20 protein-coding genes and 1 pseudogene are annotated in these 20,526 nt (G+C 72.2%); 6 read left to right on the forward strand and 15 right to left on the reverse strand.

The genetic code is table 11. The features are described 5' to 3' along the window. Positions 1-12: 12 nt before the first annotated feature. Positions 13-810, reverse strand: coding sequence for a class I SAM-dependent methyltransferase (locus ABTW95_RS25640; protein WP_500227598.1), 798 nt, complete (start codon positions 808-810; stop codon positions 13-15). A 227-nt stretch (positions 811-1,037) separates the two neighbouring features. Here ABTW95_RS25640 and ABTW95_RS25645 point away from each other — a divergent pair, with 227 nt between their 5' ends. Together ABTW95_RS25645 and ABTW95_RS25650 are read left to right on the forward strand one after the other, a co-directional pair. Next, the gene (locus ABTW95_RS25645) at positions 1,038-3,410 is read left to right on the forward strand and encodes a nitric-oxide reductase large subunit (RefSeq protein WP_500227599.1); all 2,373 of its coding nucleotides are present in this window, start codon (positions 1,038-1,040) and stop codon (positions 3,408-3,410) included. Positions 3,411-3,427: 17 nt separating this feature from the next. Next, positions 3,428-3,796 carry a hypothetical protein gene (locus ABTW95_RS25650; RefSeq protein ID WP_500227600.1) on the forward strand — a complete coding sequence of 123 codons (369 nt, stop codon included), beginning with the start codon at positions 3,428-3,430 and terminating at the stop codon, positions 3,794-3,796. A gap of 84 nt (positions 3,797-3,880) precedes the next feature. Here the strand turns inward: ABTW95_RS25650 and ABTW95_RS25655 are convergent, their stop codons facing one another. From ABTW95_RS25655 to ABTW95_RS25680, 6 genes are all read right to left on the reverse strand, one after another. Then, entirely contained in the window at positions 3,881-4,969 is a 1,089-nt protein-coding gene (locus ABTW95_RS25655; protein ID WP_500227601.1) for a cobalamin B12-binding domain-containing protein, read from the reverse strand. A gap of 36 nt (positions 4,970-5,005) precedes the next feature. Beyond that, positions 5,006-6,625 carry a PP2C family protein-serine/threonine phosphatase gene (locus ABTW95_RS25660; RefSeq protein ID WP_500227602.1) on the reverse strand — a complete coding sequence of 540 codons (1,620 nt, stop codon included), beginning with the start codon at positions 6,623-6,625 and terminating at the stop codon, positions 5,006-5,008. A gap of 328 nt (positions 6,626-6,953) precedes the next feature. Continuing rightward, positions 6,954-8,177, reverse strand: a complete 1,224-nt coding sequence (locus ABTW95_RS25665; protein ID WP_500227618.1) for a flavin-dependent oxidoreductase — start codon at positions 8,175-8,177, stop codon at positions 6,954-6,956. A 5-nt stretch (positions 8,178-8,182) separates the two neighbouring features. Next, on the reverse strand, positions 8,183-9,622 hold the full coding sequence (locus tag ABTW95_RS25670) for a DJ-1/PfpI family protein (protein WP_500227603.1): 1,440 nt from the start codon (positions 9,620-9,622) through the stop codon (positions 8,183-8,185). A 179-nt stretch (positions 9,623-9,801) separates the two neighbouring features. After that, the gene (locus ABTW95_RS25675) at positions 9,802-10,782 is read right to left on the reverse strand and encodes a helix-turn-helix domain-containing protein (protein ID WP_500227604.1); all 981 of its coding nucleotides are present in this window, start codon (positions 10,780-10,782) and stop codon (positions 9,802-9,804) included. A 22-nt stretch (positions 10,783-10,804) separates the two neighbouring features. After that, on the reverse strand, positions 10,805-11,452 hold the full coding sequence (locus tag ABTW95_RS25680) for a dihydrofolate reductase family protein (RefSeq protein WP_396446536.1): 648 nt from the start codon (positions 11,450-11,452) through the stop codon (positions 10,805-10,807). A 154-nt stretch (positions 11,453-11,606) separates the two neighbouring features. Between ABTW95_RS25680 and ABTW95_RS25685 the strand changes: the two genes are divergently transcribed. Then, positions 11,607-12,608 carry a GlxA family transcriptional regulator gene (locus ABTW95_RS25685; protein ID WP_500227605.1) on the forward strand — a complete coding sequence of 334 codons (1,002 nt, stop codon included), beginning with the start codon at positions 11,607-11,609 and terminating at the stop codon, positions 12,606-12,608. A 7-nt stretch (positions 12,609-12,615) separates the two neighbouring features. On the opposite strand, the gene ABTW95_RS25690 is transcribed toward ABTW95_RS25685, so the two are convergent. Then, on the reverse strand, positions 12,616-13,002 hold the full coding sequence (locus tag ABTW95_RS25690) for a YkvA family protein (protein ID WP_500227606.1): 387 nt from the start codon (positions 13,000-13,002) through the stop codon (positions 12,616-12,618). Positions 13,003-13,371: 369 nt separating this feature from the next. Here ABTW95_RS25690 and ABTW95_RS25695 point away from each other — a divergent pair, with 369 nt between their 5' ends. After that, entirely contained in the window at positions 13,372-14,211 is an 840-nt protein-coding gene (locus ABTW95_RS25695) for an alpha/beta hydrolase (protein WP_500227607.1), read from the forward strand. A 33-nt stretch (positions 14,212-14,244) separates the two neighbouring features. On the opposite strand, the gene ABTW95_RS25700 is transcribed toward ABTW95_RS25695, so the two are convergent. The 3 genes from ABTW95_RS25700 to ABTW95_RS25710 are packed head-to-tail and all read right to left on the reverse strand — an operon-like array spanning position 14,245 to position 15,263. Further along, on the reverse strand, positions 14,245-14,409 hold the full coding sequence (locus tag ABTW95_RS25700; protein WP_500227619.1) for a cupin domain-containing protein: 165 nt from the start codon (positions 14,407-14,409) through the stop codon (positions 14,245-14,247). 37 nt (positions 14,410-14,446) lie between these two features. Further along, positions 14,447-14,971 carry a YbaK/EbsC family protein gene (locus ABTW95_RS25705; protein ID WP_500227608.1) on the reverse strand — a complete coding sequence of 175 codons (525 nt, stop codon included), beginning with the start codon at positions 14,969-14,971 and terminating at the stop codon, positions 14,447-14,449. Continuing rightward, a complete protein-coding gene (locus ABTW95_RS25710; RefSeq protein WP_500227609.1) occupies positions 14,961-15,263 on the reverse strand; it encodes an ArsR/SmtB family transcription factor in 303 nt (100 codons plus the stop codon). The genes ABTW95_RS25705 and ABTW95_RS25710 overlap by 11 nt, the downstream gene beginning before the upstream one ends. An 85-nt stretch (positions 15,264-15,348) precedes the next feature. Here ABTW95_RS25710 and ABTW95_RS25715 point away from each other — a divergent pair, with 85 nt between their 5' ends. Together ABTW95_RS25715 and ABTW95_RS25720 are read left to right on the forward strand one after the other, a co-directional pair. Beyond that, positions 15,349-15,576, forward strand: coding sequence for a hypothetical protein (locus ABTW95_RS25715; RefSeq protein WP_500227610.1), 228 nt, complete (start codon positions 15,349-15,351; stop codon positions 15,574-15,576). Between the two features lie 657 nt (positions 15,577-16,233). Next, positions 16,234-16,455, forward strand: a pseudogene (locus tag ABTW95_RS25720) (helix-turn-helix transcriptional regulator); the annotation flags it as partial. 18 nt (positions 16,456-16,473) lie between these two features. On the opposite strand, the gene ABTW95_RS25725 reads toward ABTW95_RS25720, so the two are convergent. The 4 genes from ABTW95_RS25725 to ABTW95_RS25740 form a co-directional block, all read right to left on the reverse strand. Next, on the reverse strand, positions 16,474-17,670 hold the full coding sequence (locus ABTW95_RS25725; RefSeq protein ID WP_396453196.1) for an MFS transporter: 1,197 nt from the start codon (positions 17,668-17,670) through the stop codon (positions 16,474-16,476). A gap of 101 nt (positions 17,671-17,771) precedes the next feature. After that, positions 17,772-18,605: a tyrosine-protein phosphatase gene (locus tag ABTW95_RS25730; protein WP_396453194.1), complete on the reverse strand. Its 834-nt coding sequence runs from the start codon at positions 18,603-18,605 to the stop codon at positions 17,772-17,774. A gap of 206 nt (positions 18,606-18,811) precedes the next feature. Then, on the reverse strand, positions 18,812-19,129 hold the full coding sequence (locus ABTW95_RS25735) for a hypothetical protein (protein ID WP_500227611.1): 318 nt from the start codon (positions 19,127-19,129) through the stop codon (positions 18,812-18,814). Positions 19,130-19,285: 156 nt separating this feature from the next. Continuing rightward, on the reverse strand, positions 19,286-20,392 hold the full coding sequence (locus ABTW95_RS25740) for a glycoside hydrolase family 12 protein (protein WP_500227612.1): 1,107 nt from the start codon (positions 20,390-20,392) through the stop codon (positions 19,286-19,288). Positions 20,393-20,526: the final 134 nt, after the last annotated feature.

The raw sequence follows: 20,526 nt of genomic DNA on the forward strand, positions 1-20,526 counted from the left end.
GCACTGACGGGCCTACTTCTTCCTCGCGACGAGCGCCACCGCGATGAGCGACTCGCGGTGCTCCTGGAAGACCCGGCGCATGTCGAGGACGCGCCGGCGGGCGTCCCCCTGCACGAGCAGGTTCTTGCCGAACCGCAGCGCTCCGGCCAGCCCTTCGTCCGAGACGAGCCGCCGCGACTGCAGCAGCGCCATCGGCGCGGTGTCCACCCACTCGACGACGAGGCCGTGCTCCTCGACGACGGCCTTCCACTCCCCGGCCGTCTGCGGGCGCGCGTTGACCTTGATGCTGCGCGCCAGCGCGTGCCGCACCTCCGTCTTGACGTCGTCGCCGATCCCCTCCGGGGTGAGGCCGAGCTCGTGGATCGCGTACCGCCCGCCGGGACGCAGGACCCGCGCGGCCTCGGCGACGATCGCCTTCTTCGCCTTGTCGCCCTGCATCGTGAGCATCGCCTCGCCGACCACGACGTCGGCGCTCGCATCGGGCAGCCCGGTCGCCGAGGCGTCCGCGACCTTCACCGTTCCGCGCCCGCCGACCACGTCCAGGACGCCGGCGGCGGCGTCCGGGTCACGATCGACGCCGATGTACCGGGCGGGCCCGCGATCGAGGATCTCCTGCGCGGTGCGCCCGAGGCCGGGCGCCAGCTCGACGACGTCGCGACCGCGGACGTCCGCTCGGTCGAGCATGCGCCGGGTCAGCCCGACGCCTCCCGGGCGGAGCACCTTCTTGCCCAGCCGCGCGAGGAGCCAGTGCCCCTGAACCTGTTCGCTGGAACGCCCCGAGGCGGGAACCGTGAGTGATCGCTGGTCCACCGTGACTCCTTCGATTCCGATGGAAGTTAGGCAAGCCTAACCTAATTGCATCCCGCCCGCAGTATGGCACGGGCGACATCGCCCGAGGCGAGAACCGGGCGCCACCTGCGGCCGCGCACCCATGTGGGGAAGGTCTCCCGCCTGACAGCCTCCAGCGGCTTGTTTTTCACACAGTTTGACTTGTAAAAACTAGCACCGGCAATGAAAATCCCCTCACTGGAGGTTGCGTGACAGCGCCACCGGCACGCCCCCGCACGCGACGCGGCCCGCTCATCGGCCGCGGCTGGGTCCAGGCGGCCGCCCTCATCACCGCTTTCGGTTTCTTCGTCCTCGTGCTGATGGGGTTCCAGAGCTACCGCTCGACTCCCCCGATCCCCGAACGCACCGTCGCGGCCGGCGGCGGGACCGTCTACACCCATGACGACGTCATGGCCGGCCAGGACGTCTTCCTCAAGAACGGCCTGATGGAGTACGGCTCGGTCTTCGGTCACGGCGGCTACCTCGGGCCCGACTTCACCGCCGACTACCTGCACCGCGCGGCCCTTTTGGTCAACCGGGCCCACGGCGGGGCGGACACCCCGCTGGAACAGACGATCAAGGACTTCCGGACGAACTCCTACGACGAGAAGTCCGGCACCCTCACCATCTCCGCGGCGCAGGCCGACGCCTTCACCGAGCTGACCCGGCACTACACCGAGTTCTTCTCCCAGCCGCAGGGCAAGACCGGGCTGCGCCCCGAGGCGATCACCGACCCGGCCCAGGTGAGGCAGCTGACCGCGTACTTCGCCTGGAGCGCGTGGGCGTCCGCGGCGGAACGTCCCGGCAAGCACTACAGCTACACCAACAACTGGCCCGCCGAGCCGCTGGTCGGCAACTCCCCGACCGGGTCCACCGTGGTGTGGAGCGTGATCAGCCTCATCGCCCTGATCGGCGGGACCGGCGCGCTGTTCGCCGCGTTCGGGCGCTGGAACTGGCTCGGCTGGCACGGCCGCGACCACCGCGAGCTCCGGTTCAAGGAGCCCCGGACGGTGCCGCTGACCCCGAGCCAGCGGGCGATGGCCTGGTTCTTCTTCGTGATGGCCGGGATGTTCCTCGTCCAGACGTTCGCCGGGGCCGCCGCACAGCACTACCGGGCCGACCTGGAGAGCTTCTTCGGCATCCCGCTGGACCGCTGGCTGCCCTACAACGTGATGCGGTCCTGGCACGTCCAGCTGTCGCTGCTGTGGGTGGCGACCAGCTTCCTCGCCGCCGGGATCTTCCTCGTCCCGATGATCACCCGCCGCAGGGACCCCAACGGCCAGGCGAAGCTGTCGTACCTGCTGCTCGGCGCGCTCGTCATCGTGGTCGCGGGGTCGCTGCTGGGCGAGCTCGCCGGCATCCACGGCGCCTTCGGCGACCTGTGGAAGTGGATCGGCATGCAGGGGTGGGAGTACCTCGACCTCGGCAAGCTGTGGCAGATCCTCCTCACCGTCGGCATGGCGTTCTGGGTGGTGATCCTGTGGCGCGGCATGCGGCACCGGCTCACCGGAGAGCACCGCGGCAACCTGCCCTGGCTGTTCTTCTTCGCCGCGCTGGCGCTCCCGATCGTCTACTCGGCCGGCCTGATGACCAGCAACGAGAGCAACTACGCCATCTCCGACTTCTGGCGCTTCATGGTCGTCCACCTCTGGGTGGAGGACTTCCTGGAGCTGTTCACCACGGTGATGGTCGCCTACATCTTCGTGCTGCTCGGCGTGGTCAGGGAGAAGATCGCGCTGCGCGTGGTGTTCCTCGACATCATCCTCTACAGCGTCGGCGGCGTCATCGGGACCGCGCACCACTGGTACTTCAACGGCGAGCCCGCCGAAGTGCTGGCGCTCGGCGCGTTCTTCTCCGCCTTCGAGGTCATCCCGCTGACGTTCCTCACCGTCGAGGCGTGGACGTTCATCCGGCTCGGCGCGCGGCAGGAGTCCAAGAGCCCGACGCCGTTCCCGCACCGCTGGGCGGTCATGTTCCTCGTCGCGGTCGGCTTCTGGAACTTCCTCGGCGCCGGCGTGTTCGGCTTCCTGATCAACCTGCCGATCGTCTCCTACTACGAGATCGGCACGGCGCTGACCGCCAACCACAGCCACGCCGCGATGATGGGCGTCTACGGGATGCTCGCCGTCGGCTTCGCGGTCTTCGCGCTCCGCTACCTGGTGCCCGCGAAGTACTGGTCGGACCGGCTGGCCTCCGTCAGCTTCTGGTCGCTGAACGCCGGACTGGCCTGGATGTCCTTCGCGACGCTGATGCCCCTCGGCATCCTGCAGCTCTACCGCTCGGTGGACGCCGGGTACTTCGACGCGCGCAGCCCGGAGTTCATCGGCAACTCCACCAACGCGCTGTTCGAATGGCTGCGGCTGCCAGGCGACGTGGTCTTCATGGTCGGCGGGGTCCTGCCCCTGCTCTGGCTGACCTGGCAGGCCGTCCGCCACCGAGGACGGCACCTGCCCGGCGAGAGCGGCGGCAGCGCCACGGACCCCGCGTCCGCCTCCGACCCCGGCGGAGCCGCGCCGGAACCGGAGCTGGCCCTGTTCACCGAGGTCATCGACCGCCCCCAGGCCACCAGCGGGCAAAGCTGAACAGGAAGGAGCCCGCCATGCGGTCAGAAGCCGTCTTCATCGCCTGCTACGCGCTGCTGCTGGTCGGCGTGGCGGGCGGCCTCCACCGGCTCGGGAAGGTCGACACCTCGCCGTGGCGGAGCCGGGCGCTGGCCGCCCACCGGCGGCAGGCCCCCGGACCGCCGCCCACCGGCCGGGCGGACTGGCCCCACTCGGAGGCGGGCCGGCTCAACACGCTCATCGCGCTGATCACGGCCCTGTCCGCGGTCACCCTCGTGATCGTCGAACTGGCCCGCAACCACCGCCCCGCCGAGATCGCGCTACTGGGCACGGCCGGCCTGGCCGCGGCCACAACGACCGCGCTCCTGCTACGGGCGTTCACCAACAGATCCCACCCCGCTCCCTGAAACCGGGGCCCCGAGGCCGACCGGCCTCGGGGCCCGGCCGCTGCACCCCGAGCGCTCAGCGACTTCCCGGCGGCTCCTGGCAGGTCATTCGGCTGCTGGGTCCGGGTCTTCGTTCGGGGGGCCGGGGGCAGGCGGGGTCGGGGGGTGCTGCTCGATGACGGTTCGGGCGCGTGTCAGCAGGTCTGCGGCGCGCGGATGGTCGGCGAGTTGCTCGACGAGCAGGTCCAGCACGGGCAGCAGGAACCGCGGGGGGACGTTGCGGGCGGCCAGGATGTCGGCGGTCCAGGCCATGAAGCCGGTGAACAGTTCGTGGTCGTCCAGGTAGAGGGCGGTGCTGAAGAACTCCACGATGTGGGAGACGTCCTCGGCCGTCCGGTCCCGCTGCTCGACGGTGTAGTCGGCCATCGCCGGGATCCGGGCCTGCAGCCCGTCCAGTACGTGCCGGACCAGGCGGGGGGCCGCGCCGGTGACGTGGGCGTAGGTCTGGTCCGCCAGGTGCGGCAGGTCGTCGACGGTCCGGCGGCGGAGCGGCTCGGGCAGCGGGCCGCGGGCGAGCCGGTCGGCGGCGGCGCGGGCGTCGGGCGCCCACGCGTCCGCGCCCAGCAGTGCGGCGTAGCGGCCGTCCGGGCCGTAGGCGGCGCCGCCCACCATGACCGGGGTGCCGGTGGCCTGGCATGCGGTGATGGCGGCGTGCGCGTCCGGGAGCCGGGTGGCGATCGAGGACGACAGCGCCACCGCGGCGGGGCGGGTCCGGTGCAGGTGGGAGATCAGGTGCGGGGTCGGCACCTGGGCGCCGAGGTAGTCGACCTGCCAGCCGCGCAGCCGCAGCACCTCGGCCAGCAGGCGGGCGGGCAGGGCGTGCCACTCGCCGTCGATGCACGCCACCGCGATGCGGCCGTGCCGTTCCGCGGCCGCCGCCTCCCGCCGCCGGACGGCCGGGTGATGCGCGACCGCGCCGATCACGCGCTCGTTGACGGCGGTGGCGGTGTGCTCCTGCGCGACGGTGATCCGGTTGGCCGCCCATTCCCGCCCGACCCTCTCCTGCAGGGGGGCGATGACGTCCATCAGCACGTCCTCGGGGTCCATCCCGTCGTCGAGGGCCGCCAACACGATGTCGGTCGCGGCGTACTCGTCCCCGTCCATGACGGCCGCCCAGAGCGCGTCCGCCGGCACCTCGGCCTTCTCGCCGGGGGGGCCGCGTCGAGCGTGTCATGAGGTCCTCCCCTCCGGTCCGCGGGCGGGCGCGGTGATCGCTATCACCGCCATGTCGTCGTGCCGGCCCGTCCCGACCCATTCGGCGGCCAGCATGTGCACCCGCTCCACCAGCGCTTCCGGGGGCATGGCGCCGCACCCGGCCAGCGCGGCGCGGAGCCGCTCGTCGCCGAACATCTCGTCGCCCAGCGGCCCGCCGACGGCCTCGGTGATGCCGTCGGTGTACAGCAGGCAGGTGTCCCCGGGACCGAGCGTCTCCTCCACGGTCGTCACCTCGATCTCGTCGAGCACGCCGATCAGCGAGCCGCGGGTCGGCGCCGCCTCGACCTTCCCGCCGGCCCGGACGATCAGCGGCGCGGGGTGTCCGGCGCCGGTCAGCCGCAGCCGCACGTCCGCGCCCTGCCGGCGGGCCGAGGCCAGCACCAGGGTGACGAACCGCCCCGCACCGTCCAGCAGCAGGGCCCCGTTGAGCAGTTCCAGGACGCGCCGGTGGTCGTCCGCCATCGGCAGCAGCGCCCGCAGCGTGGTGCGGATCTTGCCGGTCAGCACCGCGGCCTCCAGGCCCTTGCCGCACACGTCCCCCAGCGCCGCCAGCGCCCCGGCCCGCGAGCCGCCCTCGGCGGCGGGGAACACGTCGTAGAAGTCGCCGCCGACCAGGTCCTCGTCACCGGACGGCCGGTAGCGCGCGGCCACCTCCACCCCGTCCAGTTCCAGGGCGCGGGGCGGCAGCAGCTCGCGCATCAGGGTCGCGCTGATGGACGCCTGCTCGCCGTAGAGGCGCGCGGCCGACAGCATCGCGCCGGCCCGCGCGGCGAAGAGGCGGACGGCAGGCTCCTCCCCCACCGAGAACGCCTCCGGACCCGACATGCGCATCAGCACCAGCGCCCCGGCCGGGACACCGTGGCCGGGAAGCGAGATGACCGCGATCGCCGCGGGCCTTCCCGGCGCGAGGCCGAGGAGCCAGGCGGGGGCGGTCAGCGGATCGATCCAGCGCGGCGGCACCGGGGGGAAGCCGCGCAGCGCGTCGGCCAGGCCCTCGACCTCGGCCGGGTCGATCGGCAGTTCCCCATGGCCGGTCCGCCCGCCGGCGCCCGAGCAGGCGACGGGACGGCTCCCCTCCGACCGCGGGACGACCACCACGGCGGCGTCGGCCAGGTGCCGGGCGGCCATCCGCGCCGTCACCTCCATGCAGCGCTCCAGGTTGAGCACCTCGGGCAGTTCCTCGGCCATCTCGATCAGGAACGCCGCGTGCTCGCGCTCCGTGACGTCGACCAGCCACCAGGCGGTCAGCTCCGGCGTCCCGCCGTCCGGCACCGGGTACGCCTCGACCACGCGGTCACCGATCGGCCCGCGGGCGGCCGGGCCCGTGCTCGCCCGTCCGGTACCGGCTCCTCCCGGACGGGTCCGTTCGCCGAGGGACCGCTGGGCGCGGGCCAGCCAGTCCGGGAGGGCCGGCGCCGGCCCGCCGGGCGGGATGCCGAGCAGCATGCGCGCCGCGTCGTTGACCTGGACGACGCCCCCGTCGGCGTCGGCGAACAGAACCGCGCTCGGAGCGGAGCGCAGGACGGGATCGAGCACGTCCCGCGCGCCGCCTTCGCGCTGGGTCGGTTCCGTCACGCCGTGGCCTCCGAAGGTTCGTTTTCTTTCCCCCGATGCCCCCACCGGCCTCGCCGTACTCTCCAGCCGGACCGGACGGTCCGCTGGTCACAGCGGCCCGGTTCTCCGCCCCCCGGGGGAGAGCGGCCGGCCGGCCCGTGCCCGGCCGGTCGCGGAGCGGGCGGCGCCCGCTCAGCGGGTCCGTACACGGTACAGGGACGTGCGGACTCCGGCCCATCCGGTCGCACCTCAACGATCACCACCCGCGATCGGCGCGGCCCGCGCGTGCCTGATCGCCCGCGCGGTTCAGTCGCCGGCGCGGGAACTCGACGCGTCGTGAGGTCCGGGTTCAGCCGCCCGAGCGGTCCGCCCGGTCGCGGTGACCCCCGGACACCCGGGTGTACCCGGCCACGATGGCCTCCATCTCGGCGGGGGTGATCACGTCCTCGATGCGGTCGAACCCGTCCGGGGCCCGGCGTTCGACCTCCTCGATGACCTGTTCCGGGCCGCCGAGCCGGTTGCGGAGGACGATCTCGGCGGTGGCGGGGAGCCGGTTCCGCTGGTACGCGAGCAGGGCCTCGGCCGGGTCGGCGTGCTCCGTCAGGCGGGTGCTCAGGTCGACCGCGTCCAGAATGGCCTGGCCTGCGCCGTTGGAGCCCATCGGGTACATCGGGTGGGCGGCGTCGCCCAGCAGGGTGACCCGGCCGCGCGTCCAGTAGGGCAAGGGGTCGCGGTCGCACATGGGGAACACGAACGGATCCCGGGTGGACTCGATCATGGCGGCGTGGTCGAACAGGCGGCAGGTGAAGCGCCCGACGTGCGCGGCCAGGTCCGCGGGGTCGGCGGGACGCGTCCAGTCCTGCTCATCGGGCGGCGGGTCCCCGGGGCGGCCGATCATGACGCCCATGGCCCAGTTGGTCAGCCGGGTGCCCGGCGCAGTCCCCGCCGCGATCGGGTACACGACGAGCTTGACGCTGTTGCCGCCGAGGATCACCATCGTGCGTCCGGTGCCGAACGCGGGCCATTCGGTGGCTCCGCGCCAGGTCATCGTGCCGCTCCAGCGCGGCGGGCCCTCGTCGGGGAACAGGATCGAACGGGTGGCCGAGTGGATGCCGTCGGCCCCGACGAGGACGTCCCCGCGTGCGTGCGAGCCGTCGGCGAACCAGGCGGTCACGCCACCGGCGTCCTGCTCGAAGCCGGTCAGGCGGTGACCGGTGCGCACCGCGTCCGCGCCCAGCCGCTCCACCACCGCGCGGTAGAGCAGGCCCTGCAGCCGGCCGCGGTGCACGCTGATCTGCGGATGCGCGAACCCGGCCGCCCGCCCGCAGGGCCGGCGCATGATCTCCTGGCCCAGCCGGTGGGTGTAGATCAGCTCACCGGTGCGCACCCCGGCCTCGTCCAGCCGGTCCAGCAGCCCCAGCGCGGCCAGTTCCCGGACCGCGAACGGCAGCGCGTTGATCCCCACGCCGAGCTCGCGGATCCGCTCGCCGCGCTCGTAGACCGCGCACCCGATGCCCTCGGCGTGCAGGCGCAACGCGGTGAACAGCCCGCCGATCCCGGCTCCCACGATCATGACCTTCACGGGTGCTCCTCGGCCGGCCGCGGCGAGACGCCTTCGCGGGCCGTGCCCGGTGACCCACCGGCTTTGCGGCGGAGCGAACCGGTCCTGATGAGCCGAACGAAGAGGCTGACGATGAACAGGGCGGCCACGCCGGCCAGGGCGAGAAGCGAGAGCCGCAGGGTGGGCGCCCACGGCCATCTCGGGCCGGCCGGGGCGGGTCCGGCGTCGCGGTACTCCAGGATCTTGCGGGTCCACCGGGCCGTGGGCCTGTCGAGCGTGCGGGCCATGGAGTCGAGCACCGGGTCGAACGCGAAGCCCGGCTGCCGGTGCGGGTACTCCAGGGGGACGCCGGCGCGCCGGGCGGCGGCCGCGATCGCGGGGTCGGCGGCGGCCGCGGCGGCGGTACCCGGGACCATCAGGCGGTCGATGCCGTCTCCGGCGTCGGCGAGGCGCACCCGCGGAACGAAGGTCAGCCCGTGCCGGGAGCGCACGGTGGGCGTGGACGCGATCGCGACCGTCCGGACGGCCTTGACCTCGGCGAACGGGCTGAACGCCGAGGCGAGCTCCAGCTCCCCGACGCCGTCGGTGAGCACCACCCCGACCCTGCTGCTCCGCGAGCGGTACCCGAGGTTGAGCACGTGCACGATCGCGTCGGACGGTGAGATCCGAGACTCGGGCATGTGCGCGGGCGCGCCGGGTGAGTAGCGGGTCCAGCCGGCGGTCCGGGCGGCCGCGGCGGCGGTGTCCTCGCCGGCCAGCCGCTCGATCACCCGCAGCGTCCCGTCCACCGAGGACAGCAGCCCGCCCGTGGTGATCACCTTGCCCGCGTCGACGTAGCGGACCCCGCGCCGCCAGCGCACCGCGGGATGCGCGTCCTCCAGGCCGGAGAGCCGGTACCAGTGCGAGGTGGCCTCGCGGCCGTCGAGGAGGCCGGCCTCGGCGACCAGCCGGGCTCCGGTGCACACGCCGAGCACCAGCCCGCGGCTCGCGGTGTCCCGCAGCCACGCGACGACGCGGCGGTCGGCGTCCTCGTCGGAGGGCAGCTCCGGCACCACCGTGACGTCCGGCGCCTTACCGCCCAAACGCCGGCTGAGCTGCGCGAAGTCCAGGTCCGGGAGCAGGTCCAAGCCCCCGAGCAGCGGTACGGGACGGCGTTCGGGCGCGACCGTGTAGACGTTGAACCTCCCCGTGCTCGCCAGCACGTCGTAGGGGACGAGCGCGTCGGCCACGTTGGCGCCCGCGTTGCCGACGACGACCGCCACGGTGGGCTTGTCCGGGGCGTGCGCGGGCGGAGCCACCGCGGGGACGCGCTCGGCGTCGGGCGGCGCATACCGGTAGGACGCGAAACCCCGTGCGCTGATGAGGAACTCCACGGCCGGGACGAGGAGCAAGGCCACAAGGACGGCGAGTACACGGCCGAGGATGCGGAGAACCCGCGCGCCCCGTCCCGTCCTCATGGCGTCACCCCTCCACAGGTTCGGGTCTCCCCTTGCGGTACGGTCCCGCCGGGTTCCGGCCGGGGCATGACGACAGGTCGCATCGACCCACTCCTAGGAACTGATCACAGCTCAGCCTTGCCGCATACGAGGGTGCAGGCTGCGGCCGAGCGTGTCGTTAGGCGTCAGCGCACTCTTGTTCAGCCTGCGTGCACTGTCGCGCACTCCTGGCGGAACTGGCGCGGTGAAAGGCCGTAGGCGCTGCGGAACGCCTGGCTGAAATGCGCGGGGCTGGTGAATCCCCAGCGGGCCGCGATCGCGCTGATCGGGCGTGACGCCAGGCTGGGATCGGCCAGGTCGCGATGGCACCGCTCCAGGCGGCGCGCGCGGATCCAGCCGGCGACCGTTTGCCCGTCCTGCTGGAACAGCTTGTGCAGGTAGCGCAGGGAGATGTGGTGCGCGGCGGCGATGGCGGCGGGTGTCAGGTCCGCGTCGCCCAGGTTCGCCTGGATGAAGGCGCGGATCTGCGCCGTCAGCGCCCGCCGCCTCGTCGGCTGCGGCACGTCGCTCTGCCGGTCCAGCGCGTTGCCGAGCGCCGCGGTCAGCACGTCGATCGCCAGCGAGGAGAGCCGGGCGGTCTCGGCCGGGCTGAGCTCGTCCAGGTGCCGGGCCATCTGCAGCATGAACTGCGAGGAGAGCGCACCGACGCCGCGGCCGCCCGGAATGGGCTCCGCGGTCAGCCGCCGCAGCTCGTGCTCCGGGAACGGCAGCAGCGTGCGCGGAAACCGCAGCAGGAGCACCTGGCTCTCCGGAATGTCCGGCGCGAACTCGCACAGGTAGGGGCGGGACGTGTCGTAGAGGATCAGATCCCCGACGCCCAGGTCCACACGCCTGCCGTCCTGGTCCTTCACGCCGGCGCCCCGCACGAAGCAGCCCAGCTTGAACACCTCCGGATCGGACTGGCGGATGAGCTTGGGCGTGCGGTGGATCGAATGGGGCATCGTCGTGATCAGCGTCGCCTGGACGGGGCCGAAGTCGCTGATCCCGACCTGGGCCCGGAACCGGCGTTCCAGCCGCGGGTCGCAGCCCAGGTCGTAGGGTGCCCATAATTTGGAATTGAGCTCGTGCCAGAAGGCGAATCGCTCTCCCGCCGGGACGTCGGCGGTTCTGATCACTTCCATGGCCCCACCCACTGAACCACGGTCACCGGTTCTTGGCCGTGAACGTCAGATGCGTGACGCCCGAGGGCGTCGAGACCGCCTCGATGTCGAACGCCTCCTCCAGCGCCTCCAGGCCGTCCCAGAGCCGGACGCCGCGGCCGAGGACGATCGGGACCTGCACCACGTGCATGTGGTCGACCAGTCCCTCGGCGAGGAAGTCCCGGATCACCGAGGGCCCGCCGCCCAGCCGCACGTCCCGGCCGCCGGCCGCCTCGCGGGCCAGCTTGAGCGCCTCGGCGGGCGGGGCGTCCAGGAAGTGGAACGTGGTGCCGCCCTCCATCTCGACCGGCGGCCGCGGCCGGTGCGTGAGCACGAAGACCGGGGTGTGGAACGGCGGGTCGTCGCCCCACGCGCCCCGGTAGCCGGGGTCGTCCTGCCAGCCGGGCGGGCCGAACTTGCCGGCCCCCATGATCTCGGCGCCGATCCCGGACTCGTGCTGCGCGGCGAACGCGTGATCGGCGCCGGTGCTCCCGCCCGTGCCGCCGCCCATCCGGTGCCAGAACCGGGTGGTGAACATCCACTCGTGCAGGCGCTCGCCGGCGTGCCCGAACGGGGCGTCGGGGGCCTGGCCCGCACCGGTGCCGAAGCCGTCGAGCGAGATCGCGAAGTTCTGCACACGGAGTTCGGACATCGCAGTGCTCCTTCGAGGATCGAGTCCCGGAAGGCGTTCGCATGCCCTCCGGATATGCCTCCACCCTTTAGGGCCGGTCCGCGGGCGGCAATGAAACAGGACCATGATGTCCGGATACTTGGTACTCCTGTCACGCCGACATAGGGTCCCGAGGGTGGACGAACGGCTGATGGTGGTCGTCGGATACGACCGGGCGCAATTGCTCGACATCGCCTGCGTGACGTCGACGTTGAACGAGGCGAACTGGGGCGCCGCCCCGCCCTACCGCGTGCTCCTGGCCACCCCCGGAGGGCGGCCCATCACCTGCACCGACGGGATGACGCTGCAGGGTCAGGAAGCGCTCGAACGGCTCAAGGGCCCCCTGGACACGCTGATCGTGTCGGGCGGGCTCGGCTACCGCGAGGCCGCCGCCGACCCCCGTCTCGTCGGGCATGTGCGGCGGCTGGCCAAGGAGAGCCGGCGGATCGCGTCCGTGTGCACGGGCTCCGCCGTGCTGGCCGCGGCCGGCCTGCTGGACGGCAAGCGGGCCGCCACCCACTGGATGTGGGCCGGCGAGATCGCCGCGCAGTACCCGGAGGTCACCTTCGACCCGGACCCGATCTACATCCGCGAAGGCGACGTCGCCACCTCGGCGGGCGTCACCACCGCGCTCGACCTGACGCTCTCGTTCATCCAGGACGACCACGGGCCGGAACTGGCCCGCGGCGTGGCGCAGCTGGTCGTGACGTACCTGCAGCGGCCCGGCGACCAGGCCCAGATGAGCATGTTCGTCGCCGCCGCACCGCAGCACGAGTACGGCCTCGTCCGGCGGATCACCGACCATGTCGCCCGCAACCTCGACGGCGACCTGAGCACCGCCGCCCTGGCCGGGCTGGCGGGGGTCAGCGAACGCCACCTCACCCGGTTGTTCCTCCGGCACCTCGCGCACACCCCGGGCCGCTACGTGCGCAAGGCCCGCACCGAAGCGGCCGCCCACCTGCTGGCGACGACGGCGTACCCGATCGCGAGCGTGGCGCGGCGCTGCGGGTTCGGGACGGCCGAGACGCTCCGCCGGGCGTTCGCCGACCAGTACGGCACCGCGCCGTCCCGCTACCGCGCGGATCACTCCGCACGGCGGGCGGCCGGGGCGGAGGAGAACGGCGCCCGACCGTCCTGAGCGGCCGTCAGGGGGCGCGGCGGCCCGCGCGGTTGCGGCGCGTGTACTCCTGGCCGAGCGCGAACAGCAGCCAGGTGAGGGCGGTGGCGTCGTCGACGACGCCGAACGGCAGGAAGACGTCCGGGATCAGGTCGACCGGGGAGACGATGTAGACCACCGCGACCACCATCGCGACGATCTTGCCGGTGGGCGTCCGGTAGTAGGCCCGCGCGGCCGTGCCGGCCGGTCCGCCGCGGCGCCCGCGCAGCCGCAGGATGCCCGCGACCAGCAGGACCGCACCGGCGGCCACCGCGGCCGCCCCCGCCGCGGTTGCGTCGACACCGCCCAGGTCACCGTCCATGGCGAGCGCCGGGACGGCACCGGCGATGACGAGGACGACTCCGAGCCAGACCATGCGGACCTCCGGGGGGACGTACCTCCGGTATTGCCGCCCCGCGCGGTTTCACTCGGCCTCGGCGGCGCGGCGGCCGCCGCAGCCGCTCGTCCGGCTCGCCGCCCTCGGCGTGGTGGCCCCCCGTGACAGACCGCGCGGCATATGAGGCAAAGCAGATTTCGCCATATATCTGGCAAACCTTGCCATGTCCGAGGTTATGCACTTCCCGTCCAGGGGAGGGGGTGTCACCTGATCGGCGCGGCCACCAGGTCCCGCACGAGCGGAATAGTCCGGGCGACCGCGGCTCCACCGACCTGGACGGCGACCGGGCCGGGCGCAATGACCGCAATCGAGGCGGGTTTTCATCCGCCCGGAGAAAGGCGAAGAACGATGTCTATTTCAGAGAGGGAGAGCCGGGAGATCGAGGCCGCCAACGCCTCGGGTGACACCCCGGTCGTCTTCATCCACGGCCTCTGGCTGCTGCCGAGCAGCTGGGCCGCGTGGGCGGACTTCTTCAGGCGGGCGGGTTACGCGCCGCTGATGCCCGACTGGCCGGACGATCCGGAAACGGTGCAAGAGGCCCGGGCGAATCCCGACGTCCTCGCCAAGAAGACCTTGAAGCAGATCGCCGATCACACCACCGAGGTCGTCAACGCGCTGGACAGGAAGCCGGTCCTCGTCGGGCACTCGACCGGGGGCCTGCTGGCCGAGATGCTCGCGGGGAACGGCCTCTCGGCGGCCACGGTCGCCATCGACCCCGGGATCTTCCGCGGCGTCCTGCCGCTGCCGGCGTCGGTGCTCAAGGGCGTGGGCTCCTTCCTGATCGACCCGCGCACGCGCGGCCGCGCGATCACGCTCACGTTCGACCAGTTCCTCTACGGCTGGGCGAACGCACTGGACGAGGAGGAGGCGCGGGAGCTCTACGACACCTTCCACGTCGCCGGGTCCGGGACCGCTCTCATGCAGATGGGCAACGCGAACCTGAACCCGTGGACCGAGGCGAAGGCGGACACGACGAACCCCGACCGCGGCCCCCTCCTGATCATCGACGGGGAGAAGGACCACACGGTGCCCTGGGCGATCGCGAACGCCGCCTACAAGCGGCAGAGGCGCAACCCAGCCGTGACGGAGATCATGAAGATGCCGAACCGGGGCCATTCCCTCACCATTGACCACGCCTGGCCCGAGGTCGCCCAGACCACGCTCGACTTCGTCGAGCGCTACGCCTGAAACCGATCTCCCCCGCGGCACCGTCTCCGCCGGTCAGTCGCCGGTGGCGACGACGCCCGCCTTCTCGATCATCAGTACGGCGCTGCGGACGGGGACGACGGGCCGGTGCAGCATCTTCGCCGGGACGGTGAACGCCTGGCGTGGGCCGAGCTCGACGGTGTCGGCGCCGTTGAGCTCGATGCGGAACAGGCCGTCCAGGACGAAGAAGAACTCGTCCTGCTCGTGTTCGGGGCGGTCAGGCCGGGACGGTGATGGGTGCCGTCCGGGGCGCCGCCACGCGCACGTAGTCGTCGGTGGCCAGCGCCATCGAGCGGTCGAGCCGGGCGGCGTTGAAGAACAGCTCCGGCACGTCGAGCAGGGCCGGATCCGCGACGAGTTCCAGGCGGGGGTGGTAGCTGAACGGCAGCACGGTGCCACTCGGGCTGCCGGCCAGTTCCTCGGCCTTGTCCTTGCCCGCGAACGTCACATAGGTCCCGCCGAGCAGCTCCCGCACGGCCTGCAGGTCCAGGCGGGCATCACCGGGCACCACGGCCAGCACGTACCGGGTCTGCTTCTTGCCGATCTTGACCATGACGATCAGGCACTTCGCCGCGTGCGCGACGGCATTGCCGCGCAGCGCGCTGACCAGGTCGGTGCGTCCCTCGGGCGCGTGGTCGATCAGCCGGTAGCGCGCCCCCGCGGCCTCCAGGTCCGCTATCAGACGGTCGTACAGAGCCAGGGGCGGCGCAGGCACCGCGACATCGCCGTACTCACCAGTCACCGCTCAACGACTCCTTGATCTCCGCGATGCGGTCCTCATCGCGCTGGTAGAACACCCATTGCTTGATCTTCTTGGCTCGGAGCAGGCCCGCCTGATGAAGGATCTTCAGATGCGCGCCGCAGGTCGGCTGGCTGACTCCGAGCTTCTCGGCGATCAGCAGCGAGCAGACCCCGTCGCGCACCAGGTCCCCGTCGCGCTGCGGCGGGAAATGCCGTTCGGGGTCGCGCAGCCACTCCAGGATCAGCAGGCGCTTGTCGTTGGCCAGCGCCTTGACCAGGCCCACGTCGATCACGAAGGGATTATGGCAATTAGCTAATTAACTAGTCAGTCCCGCGGCGGGCGCCGTCCTGGTTCTGTGGGGCCTGGGCTACGGCGCGGTGCCGGTCACCTTGCAGACCTGGATACTCCACGCCGCACCGGACGCCACCGAGGCGGCCGACTCCCTCTACGTCTCCGCGTTCAACCTGTCCATAGCGCTCGGTGCGCTCATCGGCGGCTTCGCCGTCAACGGCATCGTCACCACGAGCGTGCTGTGGACCGGCGCCGTCCTGCCGATCCTGGCGCTGTTCGTCGTGCGCGGAACGGGTCGGGACGTGCGGCGCTGATACTGCTCCGGAAGATGCGTCGCTCCTCGGACGTCCCTCCTGGACGCGCGGGAATAGGCCGCCGTCGTGTCCGTGCTTCAAGCCCACGTGGCGAACATCGTAGATATCTCACGGGCAGACGAGGCAGGAACCTCCTCTCCGGAACCGGCGTGGGAGATGTCCGGCATGGACCACGTCCTGCTGCCGGCGGGCGCAGCGCTCACCGACCGCCCCGCCCCGCTGTGGGCGCTGGTGCTGGCGGGTGAGGTCGTGCTTGAGACGGCGTCCGAGACGCAGTCGCTCGCCGAGGGCGACGCCGTCCTCGTCGATGCCCGCACCGCTCACCGGCTCACCGCGTCGAAGCGGCACGAGGAGTCCGTTCTGGTCGTCGCGGACCTGCACATGGCCGTCCCGGTCCGCCGGCTGCCGAGCCCGCTGGTGGTCCGGGGCTTCGGCAACCGGCACGCCTGCATCATGGCGCTCGTCGCGAAGTGCCCGCTCGAGCGCGCGTGCCGCTCGTCCCTGTTCGCCGTCGGCTACGGCAGCCTGGTCGGCGCCGCGATGACCGCCTCCTGGGAGGACGACCAGGGCGGCGGCGCGGAGCAGCAGGACGAGGCCGTGGCCGCGGTGGTGGCCGCGGTGACCGCCCGGCCGGCGGAGCCGTGGACCGTCGAGCGGATGGCGCGCCTCGTCCACCTGTCGCGTTCCGCGCTGGGCGAGCGGTTCCGCCGCGCGCTCGGCCGCGGACCCGCGGAGGTGCTCCGGGACGTCCGGATGCGGGAGGCGCGCCGGCTGCTCGGGGACGTCTCGCGTCCGGTGGAGTACGTCGCGTCCGCCGTCGGGTACGGCTCCACCGCCGCGTTCAGCCGCGCGTTCTCGTCCCACCACGGCCTCGCGCCGCAGGCTTGGCGGGACGTGTCACTCGCGCGGGACGCGCAGCGCGGCGAAGAGCAGCCCGGCCGCCGCGGCGAATGCCGTGCCGACCAGGAGGGCGGTCCGCACGCCGCGGGCGTCCAGGATCGCGCCGCCCGTCGCCGACCCCAGCGTGATCGCGACCTGAAACGCGGTGACCTGCAACGACAGGGCCGACTCGGCGCGGTCCGGCGCGACGCGCGTCACCCACAGCTGGGTGGCGACCGGGACCATGTTGAAGGCCACGCCCCACACGACGATCCCCGCGGCCAGCACCGGCAGGGACGGCGCGGTCGCCGTGACCAGCAGTCCGGCGCCGAGCAGTAGCGGGGCCGCGGCGGCCACCGCCCGCAGCCGCCCGGAGAACCGTCCGGCGGCGAGGTTGCCCGCCATCCCGCCCACGCCCCAGGCGAGCAGCAGCCACACCGTGGCGCCCGCGTCGACCTTTTCGATCGCGATCCTGATGAAGGGGTAGGCGGCGAAGTTGCCGAACGCGACCAGGACCACGCCGAGCACCCCGGCCATCAGCCACCGGTTGGCGAGCGCGGCCCGCATCATCGCCGCCCCGGCCGCCGGATGCGGGGGCACCGGCGGCAGCGTGACCGCCACGGCCAGGGCCGCGGCGGCGCTGAGGGCGGCCGCGATGCCGAACACCGTGCGCCAGCCGACCGCGTCGCCGAGCAGGGACGCCAGCGGGACGCCGCCGATCGTCGCGACGGTGACGCCGAGCGCGAGGGACGTGGAGACCGTGCTGTCGCGTCCCGGCACGGCGCGGGTGCCGGCGCCGAACGCGAACGACCAGTACCCCGCGATGGCGACGCCGAGGACGAGCCGGCCGAGCAGCAGGACCGCGAAGCCCGGGGCGGCGGCCACCGCCAGGTTCGCGGCGAGCGCGGCGACCAGCAGCCCGGCCAGGACCGTGCGCCGGTCGGTCCGCGGCAGCAGGACCGCGATGCTGGGGGCGGTGGCCGCGCCCGCGACCGCGGTCGCCGCGACCGCGAGGCCGGCGGTGCCCTCGCTGATCCCGAGATCGGCGGCCATCACGGGCAGCACGCTCGCCGGCAGGAACTCGCTGGCGACGAGCACCGCGATCCCGGCCGCCAGCGCGACGATCGGTGACCAGTTCGCCCGGGGGCCTGTCTCCGGCGGGGACTTGGGCGGCACAGTGCCGGTGGACGACTGCGACGACTGAGGTGTTGACATGCGCCCAGCGTCGCCGCGTCCGCGCCCCCGCAGTTGATCGCGTGACGCGCATGGTTGATCGTCTGACCGGTTCCGCGCGGCGCGGCTCCGCGATGCGGGGGTCAGGAGGTCAGCAGCCGGGCGCGCAGCGCCGCGACGGTGGCGTCGCTCAGCTTCAGTCCGTTGCGGACGTAGTTGTCGAAGCTCCCGTAGGCCCGGTCGACCTCATGGAACGCCTCGTCCAGCCAAGCGGACTCCACCGCGTCGGAGCGGCCGAGGTAGGTGTTGCTGGCCATGTAGTCCTGGTACACCGTCGCCTTCGGGACGCCCAGGATCGTCAGCAGCACCGCGGCGCCCCAGCCGGTCCGGTCCTTCCCGGCGGTGCAGTGGAAGACCGTCGCGCCGGGGTTGGCGGCGATGGAGGTGAGCAGGTCGTGGTAGGCGCGGCTCGCACCGCTGAAGTCCACCATGAACGGGTAGGCGATCGACTGGCCGAGGTTGGACGACCCGGTCACCAGCCCGATCAGGAGCCCGTACAGCAGGCTGCCCAGCACCGGGTTGGCGAAGGAGATCCCGTGGGTCAGGTCCTCGACGTCGGCGACCTTGTAGGCGATCCCGGCGGGCAGCAGGTCGGGGTCGTCCGAACGTTCCTTGGCGTTGCGCAGGTCCACGTCGAGGGTGATGCCGAGGTCGAGCAGCGTCTGCTGGTCGGCGGCCGACAGGTGGGCCAGGGAGTTGGAGCGGTAGACGACGCCGGTGCGCACGTGGCGGCCGTCGGCGGTCGCGTACCCGCCGAGGTCGCGGAAGTTGGCGGCCGTCGCCAGCCGCGGCGTGGTGGTCAGCGGCGCCGTGACGGGGGCACGGTCCGGGGCGTCGGCGAGGGCGGGCGGCGCGGTCAGCATGCCGGCCAGCAGGGTGGCGCCGAGCAGGACTGCGGACGTACGGGGGGTGCGCATGACGATCCTTGTCGGACGGCCCCGGCGGGGGGAACGGACGTGACCCCCGTCATGATGCTGTCCGCGCGGACGAGGATGAACTGGCAGGCCCTCAAATCTTTCCGGTGATCATTGTGCGGGGCGACAACGACCGCGGCCCGGCCATCCCGCGCATTGAGGCCCGCGCATTGAGGCCCGCGCATTGAAGAAAGGGCTGCGGCGGCGGGCTACGACGGCTCCCACCGCTGCCAGAGCATTTCCAGACCCAGCACGATGGCGCACAGCACCCCGAGCGAGCCGGGGACGGCCACGAACATCACATGGATCACATTGCGCTGGTCCGGGATGAACAGGTCCACCCATCCCAGGGTCAGCGCCAGAGCCGTCGCGACCCCGCCGATCCGAGACGCCCATTCGAAGAGATGGGCGTGCCAAGGCTTCGAGGTCGCCGAGCCCCTCGAACGCACATCAATGCTGAAAAAGATCAGCAGAACGGCGAGAAAGGAGATCAGGCTGACCATGTCCGACGACGGCATCTGGCGCATGCCACGACCCTAGTTCCGAAGAGCGGCCCGCATCTCGCAAGGGCACGGCAAGCGCCGGCGTTGGGGGCGGAAAATGGCGAGTGGTCGTTTTGCGGCCCGTCCGACCCGACGCCCGGGCGCCGGCGGTGAACCGGGGCCCGGGCCGGAACATGACGGTCAACTGGCGGTGCAGGTGAGCGTCGGCGCGGGGTTGCTTCCGGAGTATGCGCCCTGGAAGCCGAACGAGGTCGAGGAGTTCGGGGCGATCGTGCCGTTGTAGGGCATGTTGACCGCGGTCACGGCGCTCCCGGACTGGGTGAGCGCGGTGTTCCAGGCGTTGGACACGGTCTGCCCGCCGCCGTACGACCAGGTGACCTTCCAGCCGTGGGTGGCGCTGGTGCCGGTGTTGGTCACCGTCACCGAGGCGGTGAACCCGCTCCCCCAGTCGTTGGCGACCTGGTAGCTCGCCTGGCAGCCGGAGCTGGAGCCGGGGTCGCCGTCGTCGTCTCCGCCTCCGTCATCCGTGCCCTCGGCGGCGGTGAAGGAGAAGCTGTTGGTCGCCAGCCCCTGGCCTCCCTGCCAGATCTCGAAGCCGGCCTCGGCATCGAGCAGATAGTGGTCGCGATTGAGGGAGCCGCGGGCGACCGAGTCGTCGATCAGCGCCTTGACGTCCAGGTTCGACACCGAGGTCGCGCCGCCCCGCAGCACGTACGAAATGATCTTCCAGGAGGTCTGGTCGCCGGTCCAGACCTCCCAGGAGTGACCGGCGAGGTCGACGGTGCCGGTCCGGGAGCCGAACGGCTGGACGCCGCCGCGGCTGTTGATCCAGATCATCAGCTCGGTGCCGTCCGGCTGCCCGCCGGTGCTCGGCGTGGAGTTGAACCAGAGGTCGTACGCCGCGTCGTACGCGCCTGAGGCCACCTGGGTGGTCGACCACGAGCTCCTGGCGCTGCCCAGCTTGGCGACCTGGATCGGCAGGCCGCTGTTCGCCGTGCAGGTGCCCCAGTGGCAGCCCTTGAAGGTGGACGGATAAGTGGCGGGAGCGCCGTTGGTGGGCAGGCTGTAACCGGTCTGCGTGATGGTCCAGGCACCGCTCGACGTGTCGACGTCGGCGCACTGCGTCGCACTGGAATTCCACTCGTTCTGCTGGTAGATGTACTCACCGCCCTGCAGCGTGACGGTGTCGTCGCCATTGCAGGTCGTCACCTGCGCCGCGTGCGCGGGGGTCGCGACGGACAACCCGGTCACGACGGCGGCGAGTGCGATGAGGGCTCTCACCCGCATGCGTACCTCCTCGGGTCGCGTGGGAGCGCCGGACGAACGCTAACGGCCCGTCCGGACCACGAGAAAGCCCGGATTCATCGCCTTTCATGGCGGTCCGGGCGCGGACACACCGCAGAAGATCCCAGCCGTCCGCT

It is taken from the genome of Spirillospora sp. NPDC127506 (genome assembly GCF_040302145.1).
GTDB lineage: Bacteria > Actinomycetota > Actinomycetes > Streptosporangiales > Streptosporangiaceae > Spirillospora.

Excerpts from the sequence above, each read along its gene's own strand:
- ABTW95_RS25650 (WP_500227600.1), top strand. The coding sequence starts at position 3,428 with ATGCGGTCAGAAGCCGTCTTCATCGCCTGCTACGCGCTGCTGCTGGTC.
- ABTW95_RS25665 (WP_500227618.1), bottom strand. The coding sequence starts at position 8,177 with ATGATCGTGGGAGCCGGGATCGGCGGGCTGTTCACCGCGTTGCGCCTG.
- ABTW95_RS25670 (WP_500227603.1), bottom strand. The coding sequence starts at position 9,622 with ATGAGGACGGGACGGGGCGCGCGGGTTCTCCGCATCCTCGGCCGTGTA.
- ABTW95_RS25675 (WP_500227604.1), bottom strand. The coding sequence starts at position 10,782 with ATGGAAGTGATCAGAACCGCCGACGTCCCGGCGGGAGAGCGATTCGCC.
- ABTW95_RS25680 (WP_396446536.1), bottom strand. The coding sequence starts at position 11,452 with ATGTCCGAACTCCGTGTGCAGAACTTCGCGATCTCGCTCGACGGCTTC.
- ABTW95_RS25690 (WP_500227606.1), bottom strand. The coding sequence starts at position 13,002 with ATGGTCTGGCTCGGAGTCGTCCTCGTCATCGCCGGTGCCGTCCCGGCG.
- ABTW95_RS25695 (WP_500227607.1), top strand. The coding sequence starts at position 13,372 with ATGTCTATTTCAGAGAGGGAGAGCCGGGAGATCGAGGCCGCCAACGCC.
- ABTW95_RS25725 (WP_396453196.1), bottom strand. The coding sequence starts at position 17,670 with ATGTCAACACCTCAGTCGTCGCAGTCGTCCACCGGCACTGTGCCGCCC.
- ABTW95_RS25730 (WP_396453194.1), bottom strand. The coding sequence starts at position 18,605 with ATGCGCACCCCCCGTACGTCCGCAGTCCTGCTCGGCGCCACCCTGCTG.
- ABTW95_RS25735 (WP_500227611.1), bottom strand. The coding sequence starts at position 19,129 with ATGCGCCAGATGCCGTCGTCGGACATGGTCAGCCTGATCTCCTTTCTC.
- ABTW95_RS25740 (WP_500227612.1), bottom strand. The coding sequence starts at position 20,392 with ATGCGGGTGAGAGCCCTCATCGCACTCGCCGCCGTCGTGACCGGGTTG.